18 protein-coding genes are annotated in these 19,760 nt (G+C 38.8%); 14 read left to right on the top strand and 4 right to left on the bottom strand.

What is annotated here, in order from left to right; all coding sequences use genetic code 11:
• Positions 1 to 18 precede the first annotated feature (18 nt).
• Complete coding sequence (locus H1A14_RS08475) at positions 19 to 729, bottom strand: DsbA family oxidoreductase (protein WP_194775802.1); 711 nt, start codon at positions 727 to 729, stop codon at positions 19 to 21.
• A 447-nt stretch (positions 730 to 1,176) separates the two neighbouring features.
• Here H1A14_RS08475 and H1A14_RS08470 point away from each other — a divergent pair, with 447 nt between their 5' ends.
• The 11 genes from H1A14_RS08470 (at position 1,177) to H1A14_RS08420 (ending at position 13,377) form a co-directional block, all read left to right on the top strand.
• Positions 1,177 to 2,451, top strand: a complete 1,275-nt coding sequence (locus tag H1A14_RS08470; protein WP_194775801.1) for an aminotransferase class V-fold PLP-dependent enzyme — start codon at positions 1,177 to 1,179, stop codon at positions 2,449 to 2,451.
• A gap of 453 nt (positions 2,452 to 2,904) precedes the next feature.
• On the top strand, positions 2,905 to 3,864 hold the full coding sequence (locus H1A14_RS08465) for a hypothetical protein (RefSeq protein ID WP_194775800.1): 960 nt from the start codon (positions 2,905 to 2,907) through the stop codon (positions 3,862 to 3,864).
• A gap of 188 nt (positions 3,865 to 4,052) precedes the next feature.
• Entirely contained in the window at positions 4,053 to 5,003 is a 951-nt protein-coding gene (locus tag H1A14_RS08460; protein ID WP_194775799.1) for a HamA C-terminal domain-containing protein, read from the top strand.
• Complete coding sequence (locus H1A14_RS08455) at positions 5,000 to 7,510, top strand: DEAD/DEAH box helicase (RefSeq protein WP_194775798.1); 2,511 nt, start codon at positions 5,000 to 5,002, stop codon at positions 7,508 to 7,510. Before H1A14_RS08460 ends, H1A14_RS08455 begins: the two co-directional genes overlap by 4 nt.
• Before the next feature lie 162 nt (positions 7,511 to 7,672).
• Entirely contained in the window at positions 7,673 to 8,548 is an 876-nt protein-coding gene (locus H1A14_RS08450; protein ID WP_194775797.1) for a CBS domain-containing protein, read from the top strand.
• A 578-nt stretch (positions 8,549 to 9,126) separates the two neighbouring features.
• Positions 9,127 to 10,056 (top strand): DUF5996 family protein, encoded by a 930-nt coding sequence (locus tag H1A14_RS08445; protein ID WP_194775796.1) that lies wholly within the window; start codon positions 9,127 to 9,129, stop codon positions 10,054 to 10,056.
• 41 nt (positions 10,057 to 10,097) lie between these two features.
• Positions 10,098 to 11,051 carry an AraC family transcriptional regulator gene (locus H1A14_RS08440; protein ID WP_194775795.1) on the top strand — a complete coding sequence of 318 codons (954 nt, stop codon included), beginning with the start codon at positions 10,098 to 10,100 and terminating at the stop codon, positions 11,049 to 11,051.
• A gap of 55 nt (positions 11,052 to 11,106) precedes the next feature.
• Positions 11,107 to 11,862: an SDR family oxidoreductase gene (locus tag H1A14_RS08435; protein WP_194775794.1), complete on the top strand. Its 756-nt coding sequence runs from the start codon at positions 11,107 to 11,109 to the stop codon at positions 11,860 to 11,862.
• Between the two features lie 70 nt (positions 11,863 to 11,932).
• A complete protein-coding gene (locus H1A14_RS08430) occupies positions 11,933 to 12,289 on the top strand; it encodes a DoxX family protein (protein ID WP_194775793.1) in 357 nt (118 codons plus the stop codon).
• Between the two features lie 110 nt (positions 12,290 to 12,399).
• Positions 12,400 to 12,723: a nuclear transport factor 2-like protein gene (locus tag H1A14_RS08425; RefSeq protein ID WP_194775792.1), complete on the top strand. Its 324-nt coding sequence runs from the start codon at positions 12,400 to 12,402 to the stop codon at positions 12,721 to 12,723.
• 498 nt (positions 12,724 to 13,221) lie between these two features.
• Complete coding sequence (locus tag H1A14_RS08420; RefSeq protein WP_194775791.1) at positions 13,222 to 13,377, top strand: hypothetical protein; 156 nt, start codon at positions 13,222 to 13,224, stop codon at positions 13,375 to 13,377.
• A gap of 93 nt (positions 13,378 to 13,470) precedes the next feature.
• Here H1A14_RS08420 and H1A14_RS08415 read toward each other — a convergent pair whose 3' ends face one another.
• From H1A14_RS08415 to H1A14_RS08405, 3 genes are all read right to left on the bottom strand, one after another.
• Positions 13,471 to 14,502, bottom strand: coding sequence for an HAD family hydrolase (locus H1A14_RS08415; RefSeq protein ID WP_194775790.1), 1,032 nt, complete (start codon positions 14,500 to 14,502; stop codon positions 13,471 to 13,473).
• Between the two features lie 130 nt (positions 14,503 to 14,632).
• Positions 14,633 to 15,979, bottom strand: coding sequence for a metal-dependent hydrolase family protein (locus tag H1A14_RS08410; RefSeq protein ID WP_194775789.1), 1,347 nt, complete (start codon positions 15,977 to 15,979; stop codon positions 14,633 to 14,635).
• Between the two features lie 107 nt (positions 15,980 to 16,086).
• On the bottom strand, positions 16,087 to 16,839 hold the full coding sequence (locus H1A14_RS08405; protein WP_194775788.1) for an outer membrane protein: 753 nt from the start codon (positions 16,837 to 16,839) through the stop codon (positions 16,087 to 16,089).
• A gap of 216 nt (positions 16,840 to 17,055) precedes the next feature.
• On the opposite strand from H1A14_RS08405, the gene H1A14_RS08400 reads away from it, so the two are divergent.
• The 3 genes from H1A14_RS08400 (at position 17,056) to H1A14_RS08390 (ending at position 19,756) form a co-directional block, all read left to right on the top strand.
• Positions 17,056 to 17,781, top strand: a complete 726-nt coding sequence (locus H1A14_RS08400) for a hypothetical protein (RefSeq protein ID WP_194775787.1) — start codon at positions 17,056 to 17,058, stop codon at positions 17,779 to 17,781.
• A 182-nt stretch (positions 17,782 to 17,963) separates the two neighbouring features.
• Entirely contained in the window at positions 17,964 to 18,671 is a 708-nt protein-coding gene (locus H1A14_RS08395; protein WP_194775786.1) for a class I SAM-dependent methyltransferase, read from the top strand.
• A 404-nt stretch (positions 18,672 to 19,075) separates the two neighbouring features.
• Complete coding sequence (locus H1A14_RS08390; protein WP_194775785.1) at positions 19,076 to 19,756, top strand: GNAT family N-acetyltransferase; 681 nt, start codon at positions 19,076 to 19,078, stop codon at positions 19,754 to 19,756.
• The last annotated feature ends 4 nt before the right edge of the window (positions 19,757 to 19,760 follow it).

Here is a 19,760-nt window from a genome sequence, read left to right as displayed (position 1 = left end):
CAAAACCTTTCCCCAATTTCAATCACAGTTTCCTTCACTGTCACAAACACCGCCTGTTTCGCCTGATGTTATGACCAAGCTGGGTTGATTGGCCTGGAAAGCTTCCCAGGCAACTTGAAGGGTTTTTTCAAAGGCTTCTACCGGCTGTGCACCTGATATCCCATATTTTCGATCAAAAACAAAAAACGGTACACCACTGATGCCCAACTGACCCGCCTCTTTCACTTCCTCCAAGACCGCCTCTCTAAAATCATTTTTAATCAAAGCCTGATCCACCTGATTTTGGTTTAATCCAATTTCTGAAGCCAATCTGCTAAGTTCCTTAAAATCAGCAATATTTACACCTTCTGTAAAATATGCTTTAAAGAGCCTTTCCTCCATTTCATCCCCCTTGCCTTGGCTCTTGGCCAACTGGATCAGGCGGTGTGCGTCAAAGGAATTGGCCACGACGGTTTGCTCCATGTGGTATTCCAAACCCTCCTCCGCCGCCATTTCTACCACCTGCCGGGTGATTTCCAGGGTCTGCTCCATGCTCCAGCCTTTGGTTTCCGAGAGGTATTCCAACGTATTCCGGTCAGGGTCAGTGGCCATGTTGGGATTTAGCAGAAAGCTTTTCCATTCGATCTCAAGTTGATCGGCCTGAGCAAAACCTTTGAGGGCTGCCTCCAACCTTCTCTTGCCAATGTAGCAAAACGGGCACATCACATCTGACCAAATTTCAATTTTCATGGGGATTACAGTTTTGTCTGAATCCTTAATCCATTTTAGATTGAAAATGTTCCCTGCTTTCGTATTTTCGGTGCAAACAGAAATCGGTAATTCAACATCCCGCCCACACCCTCAATTTCCACTCCCAAATTCCCAACTCCCAACTTCGGACTCCCTACTTCCCAACTTCCCACTCCCAACTCCCAACTTCCACCATCCAAACCAAAAGAAATTTCGTATATAAAAATGATTTCAGATTAGTTTTAATTTTTACACGGTAATTTTTTGGGTGATTAAAAGGTCAGGATTTTCCTGGCCTATTTTTTTAACTTCTGCTTCCCTATCGAGGATCACTATGAAGTTTTGATATCTCCCTGATTTTGGTCAAATTGAAAAGCAAATCCTGGTTGGGCATGCCGATGGGAATCAGGTCCCCGAAAGCATTCAACCGGATAAAAAGATGAGGCCATGAACAAAAGATCTTTTTTGAAACAGCTTTCTTTTTTCGGATTGGGAGGCATGGCCTACCCCGGTTTGGGATTGGATGAACTTTTGAAAAGCAAAGTTCAGACCCTGCCGCAGGACCTTGCCGTGGATGAGGAGTTTTGGATGCAGGTGCGCCGGGCTTATAAGCTGAAGCCGGATTATATCAACCTTGAAAACGGCTATTACAATTTTCTCCCGGAGGAGGTTCTGGAAAAATACATCCAACACCTCAGGGAGGTCAATTACCAAGGGGCCTATTACATGCGGACGGTCCAATGGGAAAACAAAGCCCGGGTGGCCAAAAAGCTGGCCGATCAATTTGGAGCTGCTGCCGAGGAGTTGGTCATCACCAGAAATACGACCGAATCCCTGGACCTGATCATCTCGGGCTATCCATGGCAAACCGGCGACGAGGTCATCTTTGCCACCCATGATTACAGTTCCATCATGAACATGTTTGAACTGACTGCACGGCGAAAAGGCTTCAACACCAAAGTACTGCAGGTCCCGCTTCACCCCGCTTCCGATGAAGCGATCGTCAGCTTGTATGAAGCCGCCATCACAGCGCAGACCAAGCTGATCATGGTCAGTCATATGGTCAACATTACCGGTCAGATTCTACCGATCCGTAAAATCTGCGACATGGCCCATTCCCATGGGGTGGAAGTGATGGTGGATGGTGCCCATGCGATTGCGCACATTCAATTTTCGATCAGAGACCTGCATTGTGATTATTATGGGTCCAGTCTGCACAAGTGGCTGGGTGCCCCTTTGGGAGCCGGGTTGCTGTATGTGCAACAGGACAAAACCGATAAGATCTGGCCATTATTGGCCCCCTACGAACTGGACCGGGAAGGCATTGCCAATTTGAACCACGTCGGCACCCATCCGGTGGCCACGGATTTGGCAATAGCCGCGGCCCTTGATTTTTATCAGCAGCTGGGCCCGGAAAGGAAAGAAGCCCGCTTGCGTTATCTTCAGCAGTACTGGACAGAAAAAGTAAGGGGGATTGAGGGCATCAAGGTCAATACCCCGGCACAAGCTGAAAGGGCCTGTGCCATCGCCAATGTCGGGATAGAAGGCCTCCCTCCTGCCGAAATGGCCAAGACCCTGCTGGAAACCTACGGCATCTACACCGTGGCCATAGCTTATGCAGGCGTACAAGGCTGCCGCATCACCCCCAACGTGTACACCACCCCCCGGGAACTGGATCAGTTGGTGGTTGCTTTAAAGGAAATGGCTTTATCCGGGATCTGAAAGGGGTTAAAAATGGATATTCATGGATATTGGATATTGGTGGATATTGGATATTCGTGGATATTGTTTGCAAAAAACCTCCCCCTTCGCTCCTTTTTTATGGGATGCAAAAAGATAAAAATCCAACTTTCCTTTTAAAATTACATGTAAGCACCTCAGGTTTTGAGAATTTTTGGACCTATTTTGGTAAAAATACCCTGGAATGGGTATTTTTTGCTAAGCGATTAAGCGGTTAATTTATGGGGACTTGTTTAAGTGGCATCATCAATAGGGCTATTGTCAAACAACCCCGCAATCAGTTTTCATACGCTGACAAGCGTTCACTACCGGATCCTATCCAAAAATTAAAAATTGCCTATTGAGCCATTTTAATGCATTTTAGGTATTGAGATAAGTGATATAACCTCAATGGGTTGGGGTTATTTGGTAGTTGTGAGCAATTTAAACTAACCTATGAGTAAAGGCGATAATAAAAGAGAATTCCTTTTTGACAAATTTTCCGAAAATCTTTTGTTTTTAAAAGAAAACGGAATCTTGCCCAAGGAAATTGAGATTGATAAAGGAGATTACATTTGTCCAATTTGTCTTGACAAGTTCACTAAAGAACACTTGAATCAAGAACTTGAGAATCCGTTAAGTCTCGAAGATGCGCCACCAAAATCATTAGGAGGTTCTCAAATCGTTTTAACCTGCGAAAGGTGCAATAATGGAATGGGTAGAGACATTGACTGGCACTTAACAGAAAGATTAAAGGAAATGGATTTCCATAACCGAATTTCTGGAGCGGAAATGAAAGGTAAATTTACCCTAAATGTAACTGTGAATGGAAAGATAGTAGTTGAAGATAATGGCGTTACAAAAGCACATCTATCTGAAAAGAACAATAATCCAGAGGTACTAGAAAAATATATTAACATTATCAAAGGTAAAGGAACAAAAGAACCATATTGGGAACCAAACCCAACAAGAGTGGATTCGAAAAAACTGCAAATAGCACTAATCAAAAATGCTTACCTTCTAATGTTTGAAAGGTTTGGATATGCATTCTTGTTTGATAAAGAATATGACAGGATTAGAGAACAATTATTAAAACCGGAAGCTGACATTTACCCCCTTGATTGTTGGTTTCACGGACCATTTCCAGAAGAAAGAATTGGCGTTCCTTTTATAACCGAAAAAAATATCGAATCTATCTTTGCTCTATTTAAATTATCCACGAAATTAAGTAAAAGAATATTCGGTGTTGTTCTTCCATTGTCTGGTTCAAAAATTGAGAGAACCATATCGGAACTAAAAAACAGATTTGAAAAACAAAAAGAATTTTCAGTTGAAATGATGTCTTTTACCGATAATTACTTAACAAGTTTGGAATCTGTAAATTTGTTAATAAAATATATGAATAAACGAAAATAAAAAACTGCTCACAACAGGCGTTTGGCTCAATGGCGGGTGAAGTGGTTAATTGAACATTCTACCTCGCATCAAATTTTGTGGTGTATTGACAGTTTTGTGCTCCGAAATCCGCCACTGCGCCAAGCGCCAAAACGTTACCAGCTATTTCAAAAATGAAATCTATTATTAACAAATTTGAATTCTAAAAGATGAATTGGATTGAAGAAGCAATACAAAATCTACTTATAAAGGGAGAAGGAGAAATCTTTTCTAGAATTGAAACCATTGGCAGTAATTTGGAAATAGACGGAACAGAAGCTCATGCCTATTGCTATGGACTGAAACTAGATGGACAGGGTAATCCAAGGACAAAGGATTTAATTGAATTTGTAGCTTCAAAACTTATAGACTATTCAATTCCCAAAAAATTACAGGATGAAGCAAAAGAACAACTCAATAAAACAGGTTCAACCTCAAAAATAATTGAATTAGGAAAGAGAGCAAAACATCTTTTTACAGACCTTGAGAAAACTGGTGAATTTGGAGAAATATTACTTTATATTTTAGTTCAGGAGATTTTAGAATTACCTCAACTAATAAGTAAAATGTCACTAAAAACATCAGGTCAATTGCATTATCAAGGAGCAGATGGTATTCATGTCAAATTTGATGAAACAGATAATTCTCTTTCATTATATTGGGGTGAATCAAAAATGGAACAGACAATTTCTTCTGGTTTAAAAAATTGTTTTGACAGTTTAAAATCTTTTCTTCTTGATACCTATGGACACGACTCAACACAAACAAGAGATTTACATCTAATAACTAGCAATATTGCTGATAACTTAAATAATCCAAAACTAGAAGATATACTCGTTCGGTACTTTGATTTAGATGACGACTTATCAAACAAGCTCAAATACAAAGGGGTATGTTTTGTAGGTTTTGATTCTAAAAATTACCCAAAATCTCCTTTGGAAAAAAACACTAAAGAACTTATTGAAGCATTTCAGTTAGAAATGTCAAAGTGGCTTAAAAGTTCAGGTAACCAAATTAAAAAACATCAAAATTTAGAAAAATTCGAAATTCATTTATTTTTAATTCCATTTCCGTCAGTTCAAGAGTTTAGAACTCATTTTCTAAAAACAATTGCAATATGATATCTGATAAAGTTTTTAATCTTGAAAGTTTTAAAAGACAGTATAAATCAATTATTGCAATTTCGGTTAGTAGCACAATTAAGAATTTAAAATGGAAGGTTGATTTTGAGGAATTAAATGAACAAATAAATTGGAATAATATTTTAGGAATAGCAAGTATTTTGAGTCATTCTGAATCAAGTAAACATTTAGAAGCAGCACTTAGAATTGCTCAAACTTGTTTGAACTTAAATCTTGATGAAAGTCAAAAAAATGCTTCAGTTGTAATACTTGAAAACTTGACAAATATTCCAGCACTTAAACTTGCTGTAAAAAGAAATCTTATCAAAGAGAATTATGAAGATGAATTGCCGCTTCCATTCAAGTTGCAAACAAATAGAATTAAGATTGAAAACTCTATATTGTTTGAAGACCAAATTATATCATTAAATCGATTTCAAAAAAAGGTTTATGATTCGTCAAAAAAAAATAATTCAATTAGCATTTCTGCTCCAACCTCTTCTGGAAAGTCTTTTATCCTTTATCAACTTTTACTTGACGAATTAAAAAACAAGGAGAAAACAATTGTTTATATTGTTCCAACTAGAGCGTTAATTAGTCAGGTTGAGGACGATTTAAGAATTCTTTTGAAAGAGAATAATATTGATAATATAAATTTAACGACTGTTCCTCTTCATTATATTAACAATGGCGAAACAAATTTATTTGTATTTACTCAAGAAAGACTTCATTGGTATTTGTTACAATCGGAAAATCCAAAAGTAGACTTTTTACTTGTTGACGAAGCTCATAAAATTGATAACAGTAACAGGGGCATACTTTTACAAAGAAAAATTGAAGAAGTTATCGACAGAAATCCAGAAGTAAGATTGTTTTTTTCTAGCCCATTTACTTCGAACCCAGAAATACTTCTCGAAAATATTGGTAAGTCAAAATATAAGGACACAATTAATACCGAATTTGTAGCTGTAAATCAGAATTTACTCTATGTTACACAAGTAAAAAATAAACCTAAAGAATGGGAAATAGAATTAATCTTAAAAGACGAAAAAATTGAAATTGGGACTATAACGCTTCAAGATAGACCAACAAACGAAGCAAAAAAGATAGCTCTAATTACAAAAGCAATATCGGGTGAAAATAATGGAAATTTGATTTATTCGAATGGAGCAGCTGAATCTGAAAAATTTGCAAAAATTTTAACCCAATTAGTTGAAAAAGAATCTAGCAGTCCAAAAGTGAAAGAACTTATTAAGCTAGTTAAAACAACGATTCATAAAGAGTATATTCTAGGAAAGGTTTTGGAGAATAAGATTGCCTTTCATTATGGGAATATGCCTTTATTAGTTCGACAAGAAATAGAAAAACTATTCAAAGAAAACGAAATCCAGTATTTAGTTTGCACATCAACTTTACTTGAAGGTGTTAATTTGCCCGCTACTGCTGTTTTTATTAGAAAGCCGACCAGAGGGAAAGGTAAACCTTTAAACGAAAATGATTTTTGGAATCTTGCAGGGAGAGCTGGAAGGTGGGGTAAAGAATTTAGTGGTAATATCATTTGTATTGAGCCAAATTTATGGGGCATTAAACCATCACCTGACAAAAAGAAACAAAAAATAGAAAAAGCAATTGATACAATTGAAAATTCAAAAGCGGACGATTTAATCAATTATATAAAAAGTGGAAGTCCAAGGATAGAAGCAGAAAGTAATCAAGAGTTTGAGTTTGCATTTAGTTATTATTACTCAAAATATCTTCAAAATAAACTTAATCCAAATTCTAAATTCCACAGAGAATTAGAGAGTTTATTCATCTCAATTCAAGATAGTATTACTATTCCGCAAGAAATTATTTTTAGAAATCCTGGTATTTCACCAATTGCACAACAGGAACTACTCGATTATTTTAAAACAAAATCAGATTCACCAGAAGAACTTATTCCAGTTTATCCCGAAGATGTAAATAGTTACAATGAATATATTAAATTAATAGGTAGAATTGGCAAAACTTTGGCGTTTTTCCCACCACAATTAAATGCACCTAGGTCTATACTTTTGATTAACTGGATGTCAGGAAAGCCCTTGTCATATTTGATAAGTAGTTCATATAAGAATTATTTTAAAAAAGGAAAGAAAATTTCAATTGATAAAGTATGCAGGGATACTATGGATGAAGTAGAAAACTTTGCAAGATTTCGATTTGCTAAGGAATCTAGTTGTTACATCGATATTTTAAAATATTACCTAAGGAAGATTGAAAGAGCTGATTTAATTGAGTTAATACCTGATTTAAATTTATGGTTAGAATTTGGTGTTTCCCAGACAACACAACTTTCCTTACTTTCTTTAGGTTTGAGCAGAAATACTGTTATTGCTTTGACTGAATTTATTACTAATACAGAGCTTACAAAGGAACAGTCATTAAAATGGCTAGAAAATGCGGACTTAGAATTATTAAATTTATCGCCTATAATGATGGTAGACATTGAAAAAATATTAATAAAATAAGTAAAAACAGCTGGTAACAGGCGTTTGGCTCTATGGCGGGGGAAGTGGTTGATTGAACATTCTACCTCACATCAACTTTTGTGGTGTATTGACAGTTTTGTACTCCGAAATCCGCCTCTGCGCTGAGAGCCGGCACCTTACGTAAAATGTGAATAAATTTAAATGGGATTTCAACTTTGGTACTCAAAACAAACTGGAATTAGAAGAAAAGGAACCTCTTTTTCGGAATTACAGGACATCTTCATAGAAAACATTACAACAAAATATATTTTTGAGCCATTGGCTTGTTGCAAAATAACGGACAACACCTACGAAGTAAAAAAAACTTTAATACAAAGAGATTTTGATACTCTTGGAGTTGTAGATAACAATGGGCAAAAACTCGGATATGTAGTTAGAGAGAAACTTGGGACAAATTCTATTGAACATTACATTGAGCAATTTGAAATTGAAATTGTAATTTCGGAATCGACACCATTATCTGAATTATTTGAAATTCTACTTGATAAAGAATATGTTTATGTTTTGAGTAGAAATTCAGTTGATGGAATTGTAACTCGCGCAGATATCAACAAGCCAATTGTTAGAATTTACCTCTTTGGTCTAATTTCACTTTTCGAATTACATTTAAATTTCTGGATTACAAAAAACTTTAAAGGAGAAACTTGGCAAGATATTCTAAATCCAGTAAGAATAAAATTAGCAGAAAATATTTACAAAGAAAGAAAAGGCAACAATGTTCAACTAACTTTATTAGAATGCATTCAGATTTGTGATAAACGCGATATTTTAAGATCAGCAGATAAATTCAGAGAAGATTTTGATTTTTCAAAAAGCAGATTTGAACGACTACTTAAAAATACTGAAAAGATACGGAACGAATTAGCCCATAGTCAAAATTCCATAATAGCAAATTTAGAATGGACTGAATTTGTGAGCACATTAAAATCTGCGAAGGAATTTTTAGTGAAATCAGAAGAGAAGATTGAGAAAAAAAGCATTACACACAGTCGAGTAGGTAAAGGGGAATCCCACTAAACCTCTCACACCTGCCCGTCCGATCAGGCGGGGAACCGTATCCCGATGGAAAATCGGGACAGGCTGTAAATCTCTCGATTCATACGGCTCTTATTATGCAGTCGGTTATAGTCTGTTATGCTAGACTAATTTGTATCCCAGTTCCCAGTAATAGAACAAGTTTGGATAAAAAACTGTAACCTGTCTAAGCCATTTTACTGCTTTGACCTTGCTTCCTTTAAAGCTTTTGTGCTTGTTCAAAATCCACCAAATCAATCGATGGCAAAGGTAAAATTTGCAGTCTAGCTTTCCTGGATGCCTCACGGCAACCAGCTCCGATACCCGTGGACTTACCTTAAAGCTTCTCCAATTTGCCTGCCAAGGATGCCGTCATTCGTCGGCACTGGCTTTTCACCCTTTGGAATAATTTGGTATCTTAGATACCGGATGCCCATGTAAGCATACACCATATATCAGCGCACAGCGGGCGAAAGTACTGATTTTAAACGAATTGACCATTAAAAACTCTTAACGGTTTTAACAATGGTAAATTCGGGTTTATGGAGGAATGGTTTATTCAAAAATTTAAATGTATAATCATGGAGAAATTATTGAACTTACCCAAGCTGAACTACAAAGGAAATGAAGATAAAAAAATGACCCTTCATTTGTTTCTGCAGGTAATGGGAAAAATCCGTTTGAAAATGACACCGAGAAAAAATCACTGGTGGTACGTGACCCTCTACGTGAATACCCAGGGATTGACCACCGGTTCCATTCCCTACCATTCAGGTCTTGATAAATTCAGCCTTACTTTGAATGTCATTGAACACAAACTGGACGTCACGACAAGCAAAGGAGAACATGAAAGTTTCCCTTTGCACGAAGGCCTGACCATTGCGGATTTTTATACCAAGCTGAACAGCATCATGCAGCAGCTCAAGATTTCAGTTTCGATTTTGGATGTTCCTTATGATTTGGGGATCGATAAGGCTTTCAAAGAAATTACCGAGTACCACCATTATGACAAGGAGTATACCCGAAATTTTTGGCGGAGTCTGGTTTGGGTGGATGATGTTTTTACGGAATTCAGTGGCCGCTTCTATGGCAAAACCTGTCCCGTACACCTCTATTGGCATTCGATGGATTTGGCGGTAACGCGTTTTTCCGGCAAGGAAGCCCCTCCCATGGGAGCTGATGCACGGCTATCGGACAAGGATGCTTATTCGCATGAATGCATCAGTTTTGGTTTTTGGGCGGGTGATGAAAATGTTACTGAACCTGCTTTTTACTCTTATACCTATCCCGCTCCCAAAGGCATTGACCAGGAAAAATTAAGCCCTTCTTCATCTGAGTGGGTCAACAGCAACGGAAGTCCTATGGCGATTCTGAAATACAACAGCTTGTTGGAAGAAGCTGACCCCAGAAAGGCATTGCTGGATTTTATGGAATCTGCCTATCAGGCAGGAGCTAAAAGGGCACATTGGGATATTGAAAAACTAAAAGTCCCGGAACTGGACAAGCTGTAAAATCAATAACTGGACGTCATGTGAACCGTGTAAAATAAGACATGAATGAAACAAGTGAAATAGCTTTTTTTGAACGGGTAGTTGACCTGTACAATGCCCTGGAAATTCCAATCCAACAAGACAGTCAGTTTTCAATGAACAGTTTGTTGGAAATGCATCAAACCTTTCCCTACAAATCACCCGTTTTTAGAACCAATTACTATTCTTTCATATTCATAAAAGATGGAAAAGGGAATTATACCACAGATGAACAAACATTTGAATACGACTCAAGAACCATTTATTTCACAAACCCGGGTCACATCAAAGCTTTTGAGTTTTATGAATTAAAAGAGGCCTATCTAATCACTTTCAGCGAAGAATTTCTAAAAACCAATATCCATCAAAATATTTTTTTGGACTTGCCATTCCTGCTTTCCGAAACTGTTCCACCGCAAAACCCAAACAAACAACAGTATCAGGAAATAGAAACAATCTATCTTCAGATCCTCAATGAATATAGAAACAATTCTTTATACAAAGAGAAAATCATCGGCAGTTTGCTCGTTGCCTTGCTATTAAAAATAAAAGCATTGTTCTGGCAAAATTATTATCCTTTAGAAGAGGGAAACAACCAATCCAGAATTGTAAAAAGATTCAAAGAAAATTTAGAAAAGCACTATAAGGATTTAGCAGAAAATAAAGCAGACAGGGTTTTTCAGCCGCTGGATTATGCCAATCTTCAACAACTCAATTCAAGTTATTTCAGTCAGGTTATCAAAAGTAAAACCGGCAAATCACCAAGCAGTTGGATAAATGGAAGAAGTACTTCCTATGCCAAAGCGCTTTTGAAGCATACGGCAAAATCCGTTAAAGAAATAACCTTTTCATTGGGTTTTGCCGAAACAGCACACTTTAGTAATTTCTTCAAAAAGCAAACCGGGGTTTCACCATCTGCTTACCGAAAGAAAATGGCTCTAAAAAATTTACAAGACAAGCTAAAACTCACACAATAAAACTGCCTGACTTCAATCCTACCTTTGTTTCATCATTCATTCAAAAAGTAACAAAATGGCAAAGATTGATTTGAAAGACAAAGTAGTTTTAATAGCGGGAGGTGCTAAAAACCTTGGTGGATTAATCAGCAGAGAAGTTGCAAAACAAGGTGCTGACGTTGTAGTCCACTTTAACAGCGATCATACAAAACAAGCAGCCGAGGACACTGTAAAAGCAGTTGAAGGATTGGGAAGAAAAGCAATTATGGTTCAGGGAGACCTGACAGATGCTGAAAACATGAAGGCGCTTTTCCAAGAAGCTAAAAGTAAATTGGGAAAAATTGATGTAGCCATCAACACTGTTGGCATGGTATTGAAAAAGCCCTTTACGGAAACAACCGAAGCCGAGTTTGATACCATGTCAAACATCAACAGCAAAGCGGCTTACTTCTTTATTCAAGAAGCCGGCAAAAATCTAGAAGACGACGGGAAAATAATTACCCTGGCAACCTCGCTATTGGGTGCCTATACAGGATTTTATTCGACTTATGCCGGAGGAAAAGCACCTGTAGAACATTATACCCGTGCAGCTTCCAAAGAATTCGGAGCGCGTGGTATTTCTGTAAATGCCGTGGCACCAGGACCCATGGACACCCCTTTCTTTTATGGACAAGAGACGGATGATGCAGTAGCTTATCACAAATCCGCTTCGGCTTTGGGAGGTTTGACCAAAATTGAAGACATAGTTCCAATCATCACCTTTTTAGCTACTGAAGGCTGGTGGATTACGGGACAGACAATTTTGGCCAATGGTGGATACACCACAAAATAAAATCAATTCAGTATTCCAACTGCGGGCAATCAACTTGGTTGATTGCCCGTGGTACTCATATTTATAGACCATGATCTTAAAAATATCCAGTACTATCCTTATTGTTTTTGCCGTTTTGATGGGACTGAAACAAGGCTTCGCCATGCTGACCGGAAAACCCGAAATGGAGGAGATGTTTAGCCAATGGAGCTTTTCAAAAACAGCCATTATGGTAAACGGAACGGTAACAATGGCTGCCGCAATCCTGATTTTGTTCCCGAAAACCTTTGTATGGGGTAATTTTTTAATGGCAGCAGGAATTTTAATGATCGCTTGTCTTCATCTTTCAGACAAAGACTTAAAAGGTCCTCCAATAGAAATCCCATTTCTATTGCTCAATCTAATCATCATCTACCTGCAACACCCACTCAATTCAAATGAGTTATGAGAACAAAATTATTCATATCCGTTATGGCTTGTTCTCTCTCTATGACTGCTTTTGGACTAACTGCCCAAAATAAGCATCAAATTTCTTCAAACCATAAAAACCTTAACAAAATGGAATTATCAAAAATCACAAACCCAACCGTAAAAAATGCCATTGAAGCACTACAGGCAAATGACCTCAAAGCTTGGTATTCCCATTTCACCGATGAGGCAGTTTTTACGGATGATGGAAGGAATTTAGATTTCAAATCCTTCTTTGACAACGCATTTGACAAAAAAGAAAAATTCCTGACCATTGACAAAGTCGAAAATGACGGAAAAAACATTTACGGCAATTTCTATGCAGGACAGTGGGGTACTTTCAATGTGTTTTTCAAATTCACCATGAACGATGAAGGTAAAATATCACGATTAGATATTGGGCAAACAAAGTAAAAAACTTAAACCGTTTTTTGCATAAAAGAAAATAAGAGCTTTTACTAACCGCTCTTTTTCAGCACCTTTACAAGGGCATGGTTGATCCATCGCTTTAATAACCTCTCAGTTTTAGACATTCATTTTTCAGTTTAGGGAACTGCAAACAATTAAATGAATGCAACTTGGCTCAGATTATCAATAGGAAGAAGAATTGAAATTCTCAATCAGGCAACTGAGTTGACCGGTTTGCCTTTTTCTATTGGATTTATAGGGTGAAATTTTTAAATGCTACCATGAAATTCCACCTTTACCGCATGCTGATCTTTTAGGGTTGATGGATTTTCATTTACCATCCCCCCTCCTAAATTCAAAGAAACAGGGCTATTTTTGGCCTGTAATGAACAAGCCCTGATAGATGCATATAGAAATTTAAAAACAACAAATGGATTAAATCCTGAATCTACCGTTACTGAGTTATTGGAAAAATATCCTGATCAAACAGTAAATCAGGACTTAATGAACTCTTGGGAATTTTCTCAGGACAAAGAAAACGGTTGGGACTTTGTATTCATGACTAACGAAGCGTCTGAAATTGGGGAATATACCGAACTGGAAAAACCATCAACACCCATTAGGTTGACGACAAGAACAGATTGGATTACCAAACGATAATGAGAAAAATGGAGTTGCAAGTAACTTAACCAATTTCGGTTGAACGAACTGCCGCATCAAAAATCAAAAAAAACAACAATTGGATTCCGGATTTTATTCCGGATAAATTCTGGTCCAGTCATTTTTCATGTCTATGATATGCCAATTGTAATAAGCAGCACTATCCAGACCTTTGGAAAGTTGACCCATTCGCGAATCCCTGTCATAAGCAAATTCCCTGTCTCCGTCTGTGTGGTGGATCAGCATGCCAAGTCTGGGTCCATCAGCAGTGGTGGTGTATTGGAGCATTTCATAATCCCCATCAGAATTTCCTATAGCTATGACGGGTATCCTGCCTATACTTTGATGGATACCCACCGGTTTTCCTTCATTATCATTCATGAATTTTATTTCAGGAAGCTTTTTCAATTCCCCTTTCCCATCTTTGAATTCATACTTAAATCCTCCAAAGCTCCCCAGCATATGATAGGTGGGTATTTTATAGGCTTCTTCAGCCCATGCCCGCATAAAGTCCACTTCGCCTCCGGATACAATAAAGGTCTTATATCCGTGCTTTCTGAGGTATTCCATAAGTTCGATCATAGGCTGAAATACCATTTTATTATAGGGCATGTTGGTGGTTGGATGCCTTTCGGTTCTGAGCCATGACCTTACTTCGTCTTGAAATTCGTCTGCATTCATTCCTGCATGGGTGGCGGCCATGATGGCCTTTAATCCCTGTTCACCACTTGCCACCAAAGCTCCGTGATCCCCTTCAAGCATAGCTTTAAATGTTTGTTGATTTTTCCACTCCGGATGATCATTTGCGTTGGTTTTTACCTGGTCTATGGCAAACTGCAACTCAAAATAAAGAGGCTGTTCGGACCAGAGGGTGCCGTCGTTGTCAAAGCATGCAATTCGATCGGATTCCGGCACAAAATCAGGACTGCCTGCTGTGGTGGTTTTCTTAACAAATTCAATGATCGCCTTTTTATTGGACCCTTCCTGCCAGGATAACAGTTCTTCTGCCGCTTCCTCTTTGATGTCCCGCTCATTGGAAGTGGCTGGAGTACAACTGATACCTATGCAGATCATGATACAGAAGAGCAGCGATTTAAATTTAAATTTTTTGGTTTCAGATTTCATGTTTTTTTTAAATTAAGCTAGCATTCAGACTCACTTCAAGGAATTCTTAATATTGAAGGATAGATGTTTTAAATTTATGAGTTTTAGACCTTGTTCAGAATATCCTCTCTTTGGCAACTGTATGGTGTAATCAGAGCGTGTTTTTATAAACTATCCCGTCTTTCATGATTATTTTGAAGTTTTCATCTGGATTTGCAATCAGGTCAATATTTTCTATGGGATTACCATTTACCAAAATCAAGTCCGCATAAGCTCCCACTTTGATTTCTCCTAAATTTCCTGCTTGGTAGGGATTTCTCTTTCCACTCATCCTGAGCAGTTCGGCATTGGTAGAGGTACCCATTTTCAGTACTTCATAGGGCGTGTACCAACGAACCATTTTGGCCAATTGCTTTCCTTGTTTTTCTGCTAATTTGGGATCAAATAAAGTATCGGTTCCCCAGGCCGTTTTGATTTTGTATTTCTTTGCCAGAGCATAGGCATTGTCCGTTCCTTTGGTGGTTTCCAGTTGCTTCAACCTATTTGGCGAACCTTCCGGAAAAGGCACTGCGTCTTCATCATCCAAAAAAGGCTGAAGACTCCACCATATTCCTTTTTCTCCCATCATTTTGACAGTGGCTTCATCCAGTAACTGACCGTGTTCTATGCATGCCACACCACCTTCAATGGCTTTCCGAATGGCATCCGGGGTATAGGCATGAACGGTCACATAAGTTCCCCAATTTTTGGCGGCATCGGTAGCGGCTTTGAATTCAGCAACAGTGTACTGAGTCACATCAAGTGGGTCATAATCTGAGGATACCCCACCTCCTGCCATCAACTTAATTTGCGAAGCACCTTCCCTCAGCTGTTCACGCACCCTCAAGAGGACTTGGTCAGGCCCATCTGCCAAAGCAGTCATTCCCATTCTTTCCTGATAAGATTGATCCCCGATTTTTTTTGGCACATCATTAGGTAGTCCAAAATCTCCGTGCCCACCGGTCTGAGAGATAAATGCCCCACTTGGGTAGATTCTGGGTCCCTTGACGATTCCCATATCTATGCTCCGCGCCAAGGTAATTGCCCCACCTCCCAGATCTCTGATGGTGGTAAATCCCCGCATGAGCATTTTTTCCGCGCTGTGCGCAGCAAACAAATTGATAAAGGCATAATTGGCCATCAGGGCTTGTTCTTTGGGCAGGGATTCTATCATTACGTGCGCATGGGCATCAATCAGGCCCGGGATGAGATAGCCCCCTCCCCCATCAATGATTTCAACATCGGCACCGGAATCCAATTGGATTTCTGTGGAAGAAATCTGTTTGATCATCTTACCCTCAATTAAGATATTTCCCGAACTGATTTTTTCATCAATGCCGTTGAAAATGTGTACATTGGTGATCAATATTTTCTTTTGGGCTTGCTGCGCGGAATTAACACCGAATACGAATAGCAGACAAAGGCTCCATATAAGTTTGGATAGAATGGATGGTTTCATGTTGTGTGGTTTATGTTCGTGTATGTGTTTTTTATAAGTTTGATTATAGCAGATTCTGATAATGGGAAGAAACCCCCACGCATTCGGCTATGGTTTTGAAGAAGGTCTCAATGGAAATTGAATCCAGCTTTGAGGACAGGGCCTGATGATGACAAATCAAATTTGACTCTTTCATTTGCCACACCGTCCACGTAATTGATGTCCATATACCTGTAACTTATGGATAAATCAAATAACCTTGAAAAACGGTATCCGATATCCGCCTGAAACTGCCAGGTCAATACAGATCCCAACCTAAATCCCCCCACATCACCCCTAAGATTCCATCGCCAATTTTCTGAAAAAATCCCTTTAGAACGCACAACTATCAAGGGGTCAAGCCAAGTTTCTCTGACAAAACCAAAGCGGGCATTCTCTAAAGAACCACTTAAATAAATGTGGCTGTTCAATGACATTAACCTGGCGCCGATCCCGGCTTCCAGGCCAGGAACCAATTTCCGCATTCCGGTCACTTCCCACATGGTCTGATCCAATCTCAGCTCTCCCCTTTCATACGGATGACTTATCTCCAAGCCATTCTCCAAGCTGACGAATAAATAGTCTGAGGTAATGGCCCAATCTTGGTTCTCCGCCTCAAGGTACAATAAGCCTCCTCCCTTAAAGCTTCCCAGAAGTGCACGGGTAGGCTCCCTGATGTCAAATATTGGGGTATTTTCTACAGCAATTTGACCCTGAAGACTTGGTAACCATAAATAAGGTTCCACCCTAAATTTCCATGCATGGATTTCTTCTTCTGCCTGCTGTCCAAAAACCAATGTGCTGAAAAAGACTGGAATCAAAATCAAATATAAATTTTTCATGAGCTATAATAAGTGGAAAAGCAACACAAGAATCGGAGGTAAAATCAATACATTTTAAATAATAACTAACCATAAATATATAAATCAATTTCCATTTTTATAAATAAAAATAGAAATATTTTGATAATTAACTTGTAAAAAATTTGTTTTATCATCGATTAGACATAATTTTAAGGATAAAATTATCTTAATCCGCAGAACTTAATATAACTTGTGATGAAAAATAAATATAGATTGCCAATTGCATTAATTCTGGGTGCAGCATTGTTATATGCCTGTAACAACCCCAACCAAACCACCGCTACAGAGTCTGAATCCCCTGTTTTAATCGAAGAGGTGATTGAGGAAACGGAGGTTTGGATCATTCAGGAGGAATCCATAAATGATGTACCCATAGCTTCCTCCGATGTATCAACACCAGGCAAAGCCCCTAACTCCCAAACTGATGCAGATACACCTGTTGAAAAGAAATCAAATGTGGATGATTTCAAGGAGGCCCTGTCAAATTCCGTTGAGATCGAAACTGTGGAGCTTGAATCCGTGACAGAAATTGCTATCCCATTGGAAGAAACCCAAACTGTGGTAGCCTTCAACAAAAAAGGTCAGGCCAATGCCGTTATCCAGGTAGTAAGTGACATGTCAACAGGAGATATCGATTACATTACTTTTGCAGACAAACACCATTTGGATGAATATGATGTGCAGGCCGGAATGACAGTGAAAGAAATGAAAAGACTCAGAAAAGATTTAAAACACATGAAGCACAGGGGAAAAGCATTTTACTATCATGATGATTCCAATATCATGTACCTAGTAGGCGCATCGTTTTCCGATGGTTCCGAATTGGTGGAAGCAGATTTGGATGAAATGGAAATTTCAGCCATTGTTTGGAAGGACAAGAATCATGAAAACCATCCCAAACACAAGAAAAATAAAATTTAAACCCTTTTAAAATATTTACAAAAGCGGGCTTGATATCCCGCTTTTTTTTACGGCATGAAGTGAGTTGTTCCAAACTCTTAGGATTTCACAAACAAAATAAAACAAGGTTTCAAATATTCTTGTCCGGCCTGATCTGATCCAAAACCTTTCATTAAACCCAATCCAAATAGGCCTTTAAATGTATGAAAAAATCAAGCGTTGAAGATATCCGGAGTCGGTTTGACAAGGATGTGGAAAGGTTTTCAAACCTGGATACGGGCCAAGTGGCCACTGTAGATGCTGTCATTTCATTGGAAATGATAACAGATGCAGCCAAAGCATTGCAGCCCAATGCCAAAAAAATACTGGACCTGGGTTGCGGGGCAGGCAACTACACCCTGAAGCTGCTTTCCAAAATGGGGAATCTGGATTGCACTTTGATTGACCTCAGCGGACCCATGCTGGAAAGGGCTAAGCAGCGGGTGGCTGAAAAAACGCTTGGCAAAATCGAAGTCATTCAAGGTGACATCCGGGAAATTGAATTGCCCAAGGAAAAATTCGATGTGATCATGGCTGGTGCAGTGCTTCACCACTTGCGTGAAGAGGAAGAATGGGAATTGGTGTTTACAAAACTGTATGATAGCTTAAACCAAGGCGGGGGTTTGTACATCTCTGACCTGATCCTTCAGGAATCTCCCCGGATTACCGATTTGGTGTGGGACAAGTACAGGGCATACCTTGCATCCATTGGAGGGAACGACTATGCGGAAAAAGTATTGGCCTACATTGAACTGGAAGATTCCCCAAGATCCATCAATTTTCAATTGAATCTGATGCAGAAAGTAGGTTTCACGACCACCGAAGTATTCCATAAAAATCTCTGTTTTGGAGCATTTGGAGGGATTAAATAAATCAACAGCGAAAATCTTTTGCGTTTGTTCATTTGGATTAATAAAAAATACCTCAAAACAGGGATACAAATACCGAAATGACAGGATTTCATTTAATCTTTAAAATAATCCATGCTTTTTCTTGTATTTGTTTGCATTACTTGCAAACTTTACCATCGTTTTAAAAGCATGTTGAATTTTCAGCACATATCGACCCCTCCTTATTCCTCCAATGTTTTGGAATTGGTTGCTGTGTTATTTTTTGCTCCATTGAGAAGGTTTAGGAACAGCTTCAGGGCCTAGTCCCTTGTCTATTTTGTGGCATCCTACGGGGATGTCTAATTCCGAAGCCCATTTATTTCCATTCACATTGTACCATAAAACCATAGGTGATCCATCATCCTATCTTTCATTAGCTTGAACCCATGATAAAAAACATGTTTATCATACAGCCAGCAGGACTCGCCCACACCAGATATGCGGAGATCATTTCTCAGGAAATGGAAGAGTCCGCCAAAGCCCGTGGCACCGGTATAGCCAAAAGATCCCCGGAATACCTCATCAATAAAATGCTTGAGGGAAAATCCATCATTGCCCTAACCAAAACAGGGGACTGGGCTGGATTTTGTTACATAGAGGCCTGGGGCCATGGAAAATTTGTCGCCAATTCCGGTCTGATCGTTGCCCCTCCTTTCCGCCGTTCTGGTTTGGCCCGCGAAATCAAGAAAGAAATCTTCAAACTCAGCCGTAAAAAATACCCGGAATCCAAGATTTTCGGGCTTACCACAGGGGCTGCAGTAATGAAAATAAATTCCGAACTTGGATACTTTCCGGTTTCGTATTCCGATCTTACGGATGATGAGGAATTTTGGAAAGGCTGCCAAAGCTGCGTGAACTACGAAATTCTGAAAACCAAAAACAGGCAAAACTGCATCTGCACTGCCATGCTCTATGTGCCCAAAAATGCAGACAAGAAAAAGAAAGAACTGGCTCTGAGAATGGATTTCGGCAAAGATTTAAGGCTTTTCGAACGTTGGACCAGACTGAAAAGGTATGTCATGCTCAACCTCAAAAAAACCAAAAACAAAACATTGAACCTATTTTAACCAT

Source organism: Pararhodonellum marinum (genome assembly GCF_015354735.1).
In the GTDB taxonomy this organism is placed as follows: Bacteria; Bacteroidota; Bacteroidia; order Cytophagales; family Cyclobacteriaceae; genus Pararhodonellum; species Pararhodonellum marinum.
Note: the sequence above shows the minus strand (reverse complement) of the source record. Positions and strands in the feature narration are given on the sequence as shown.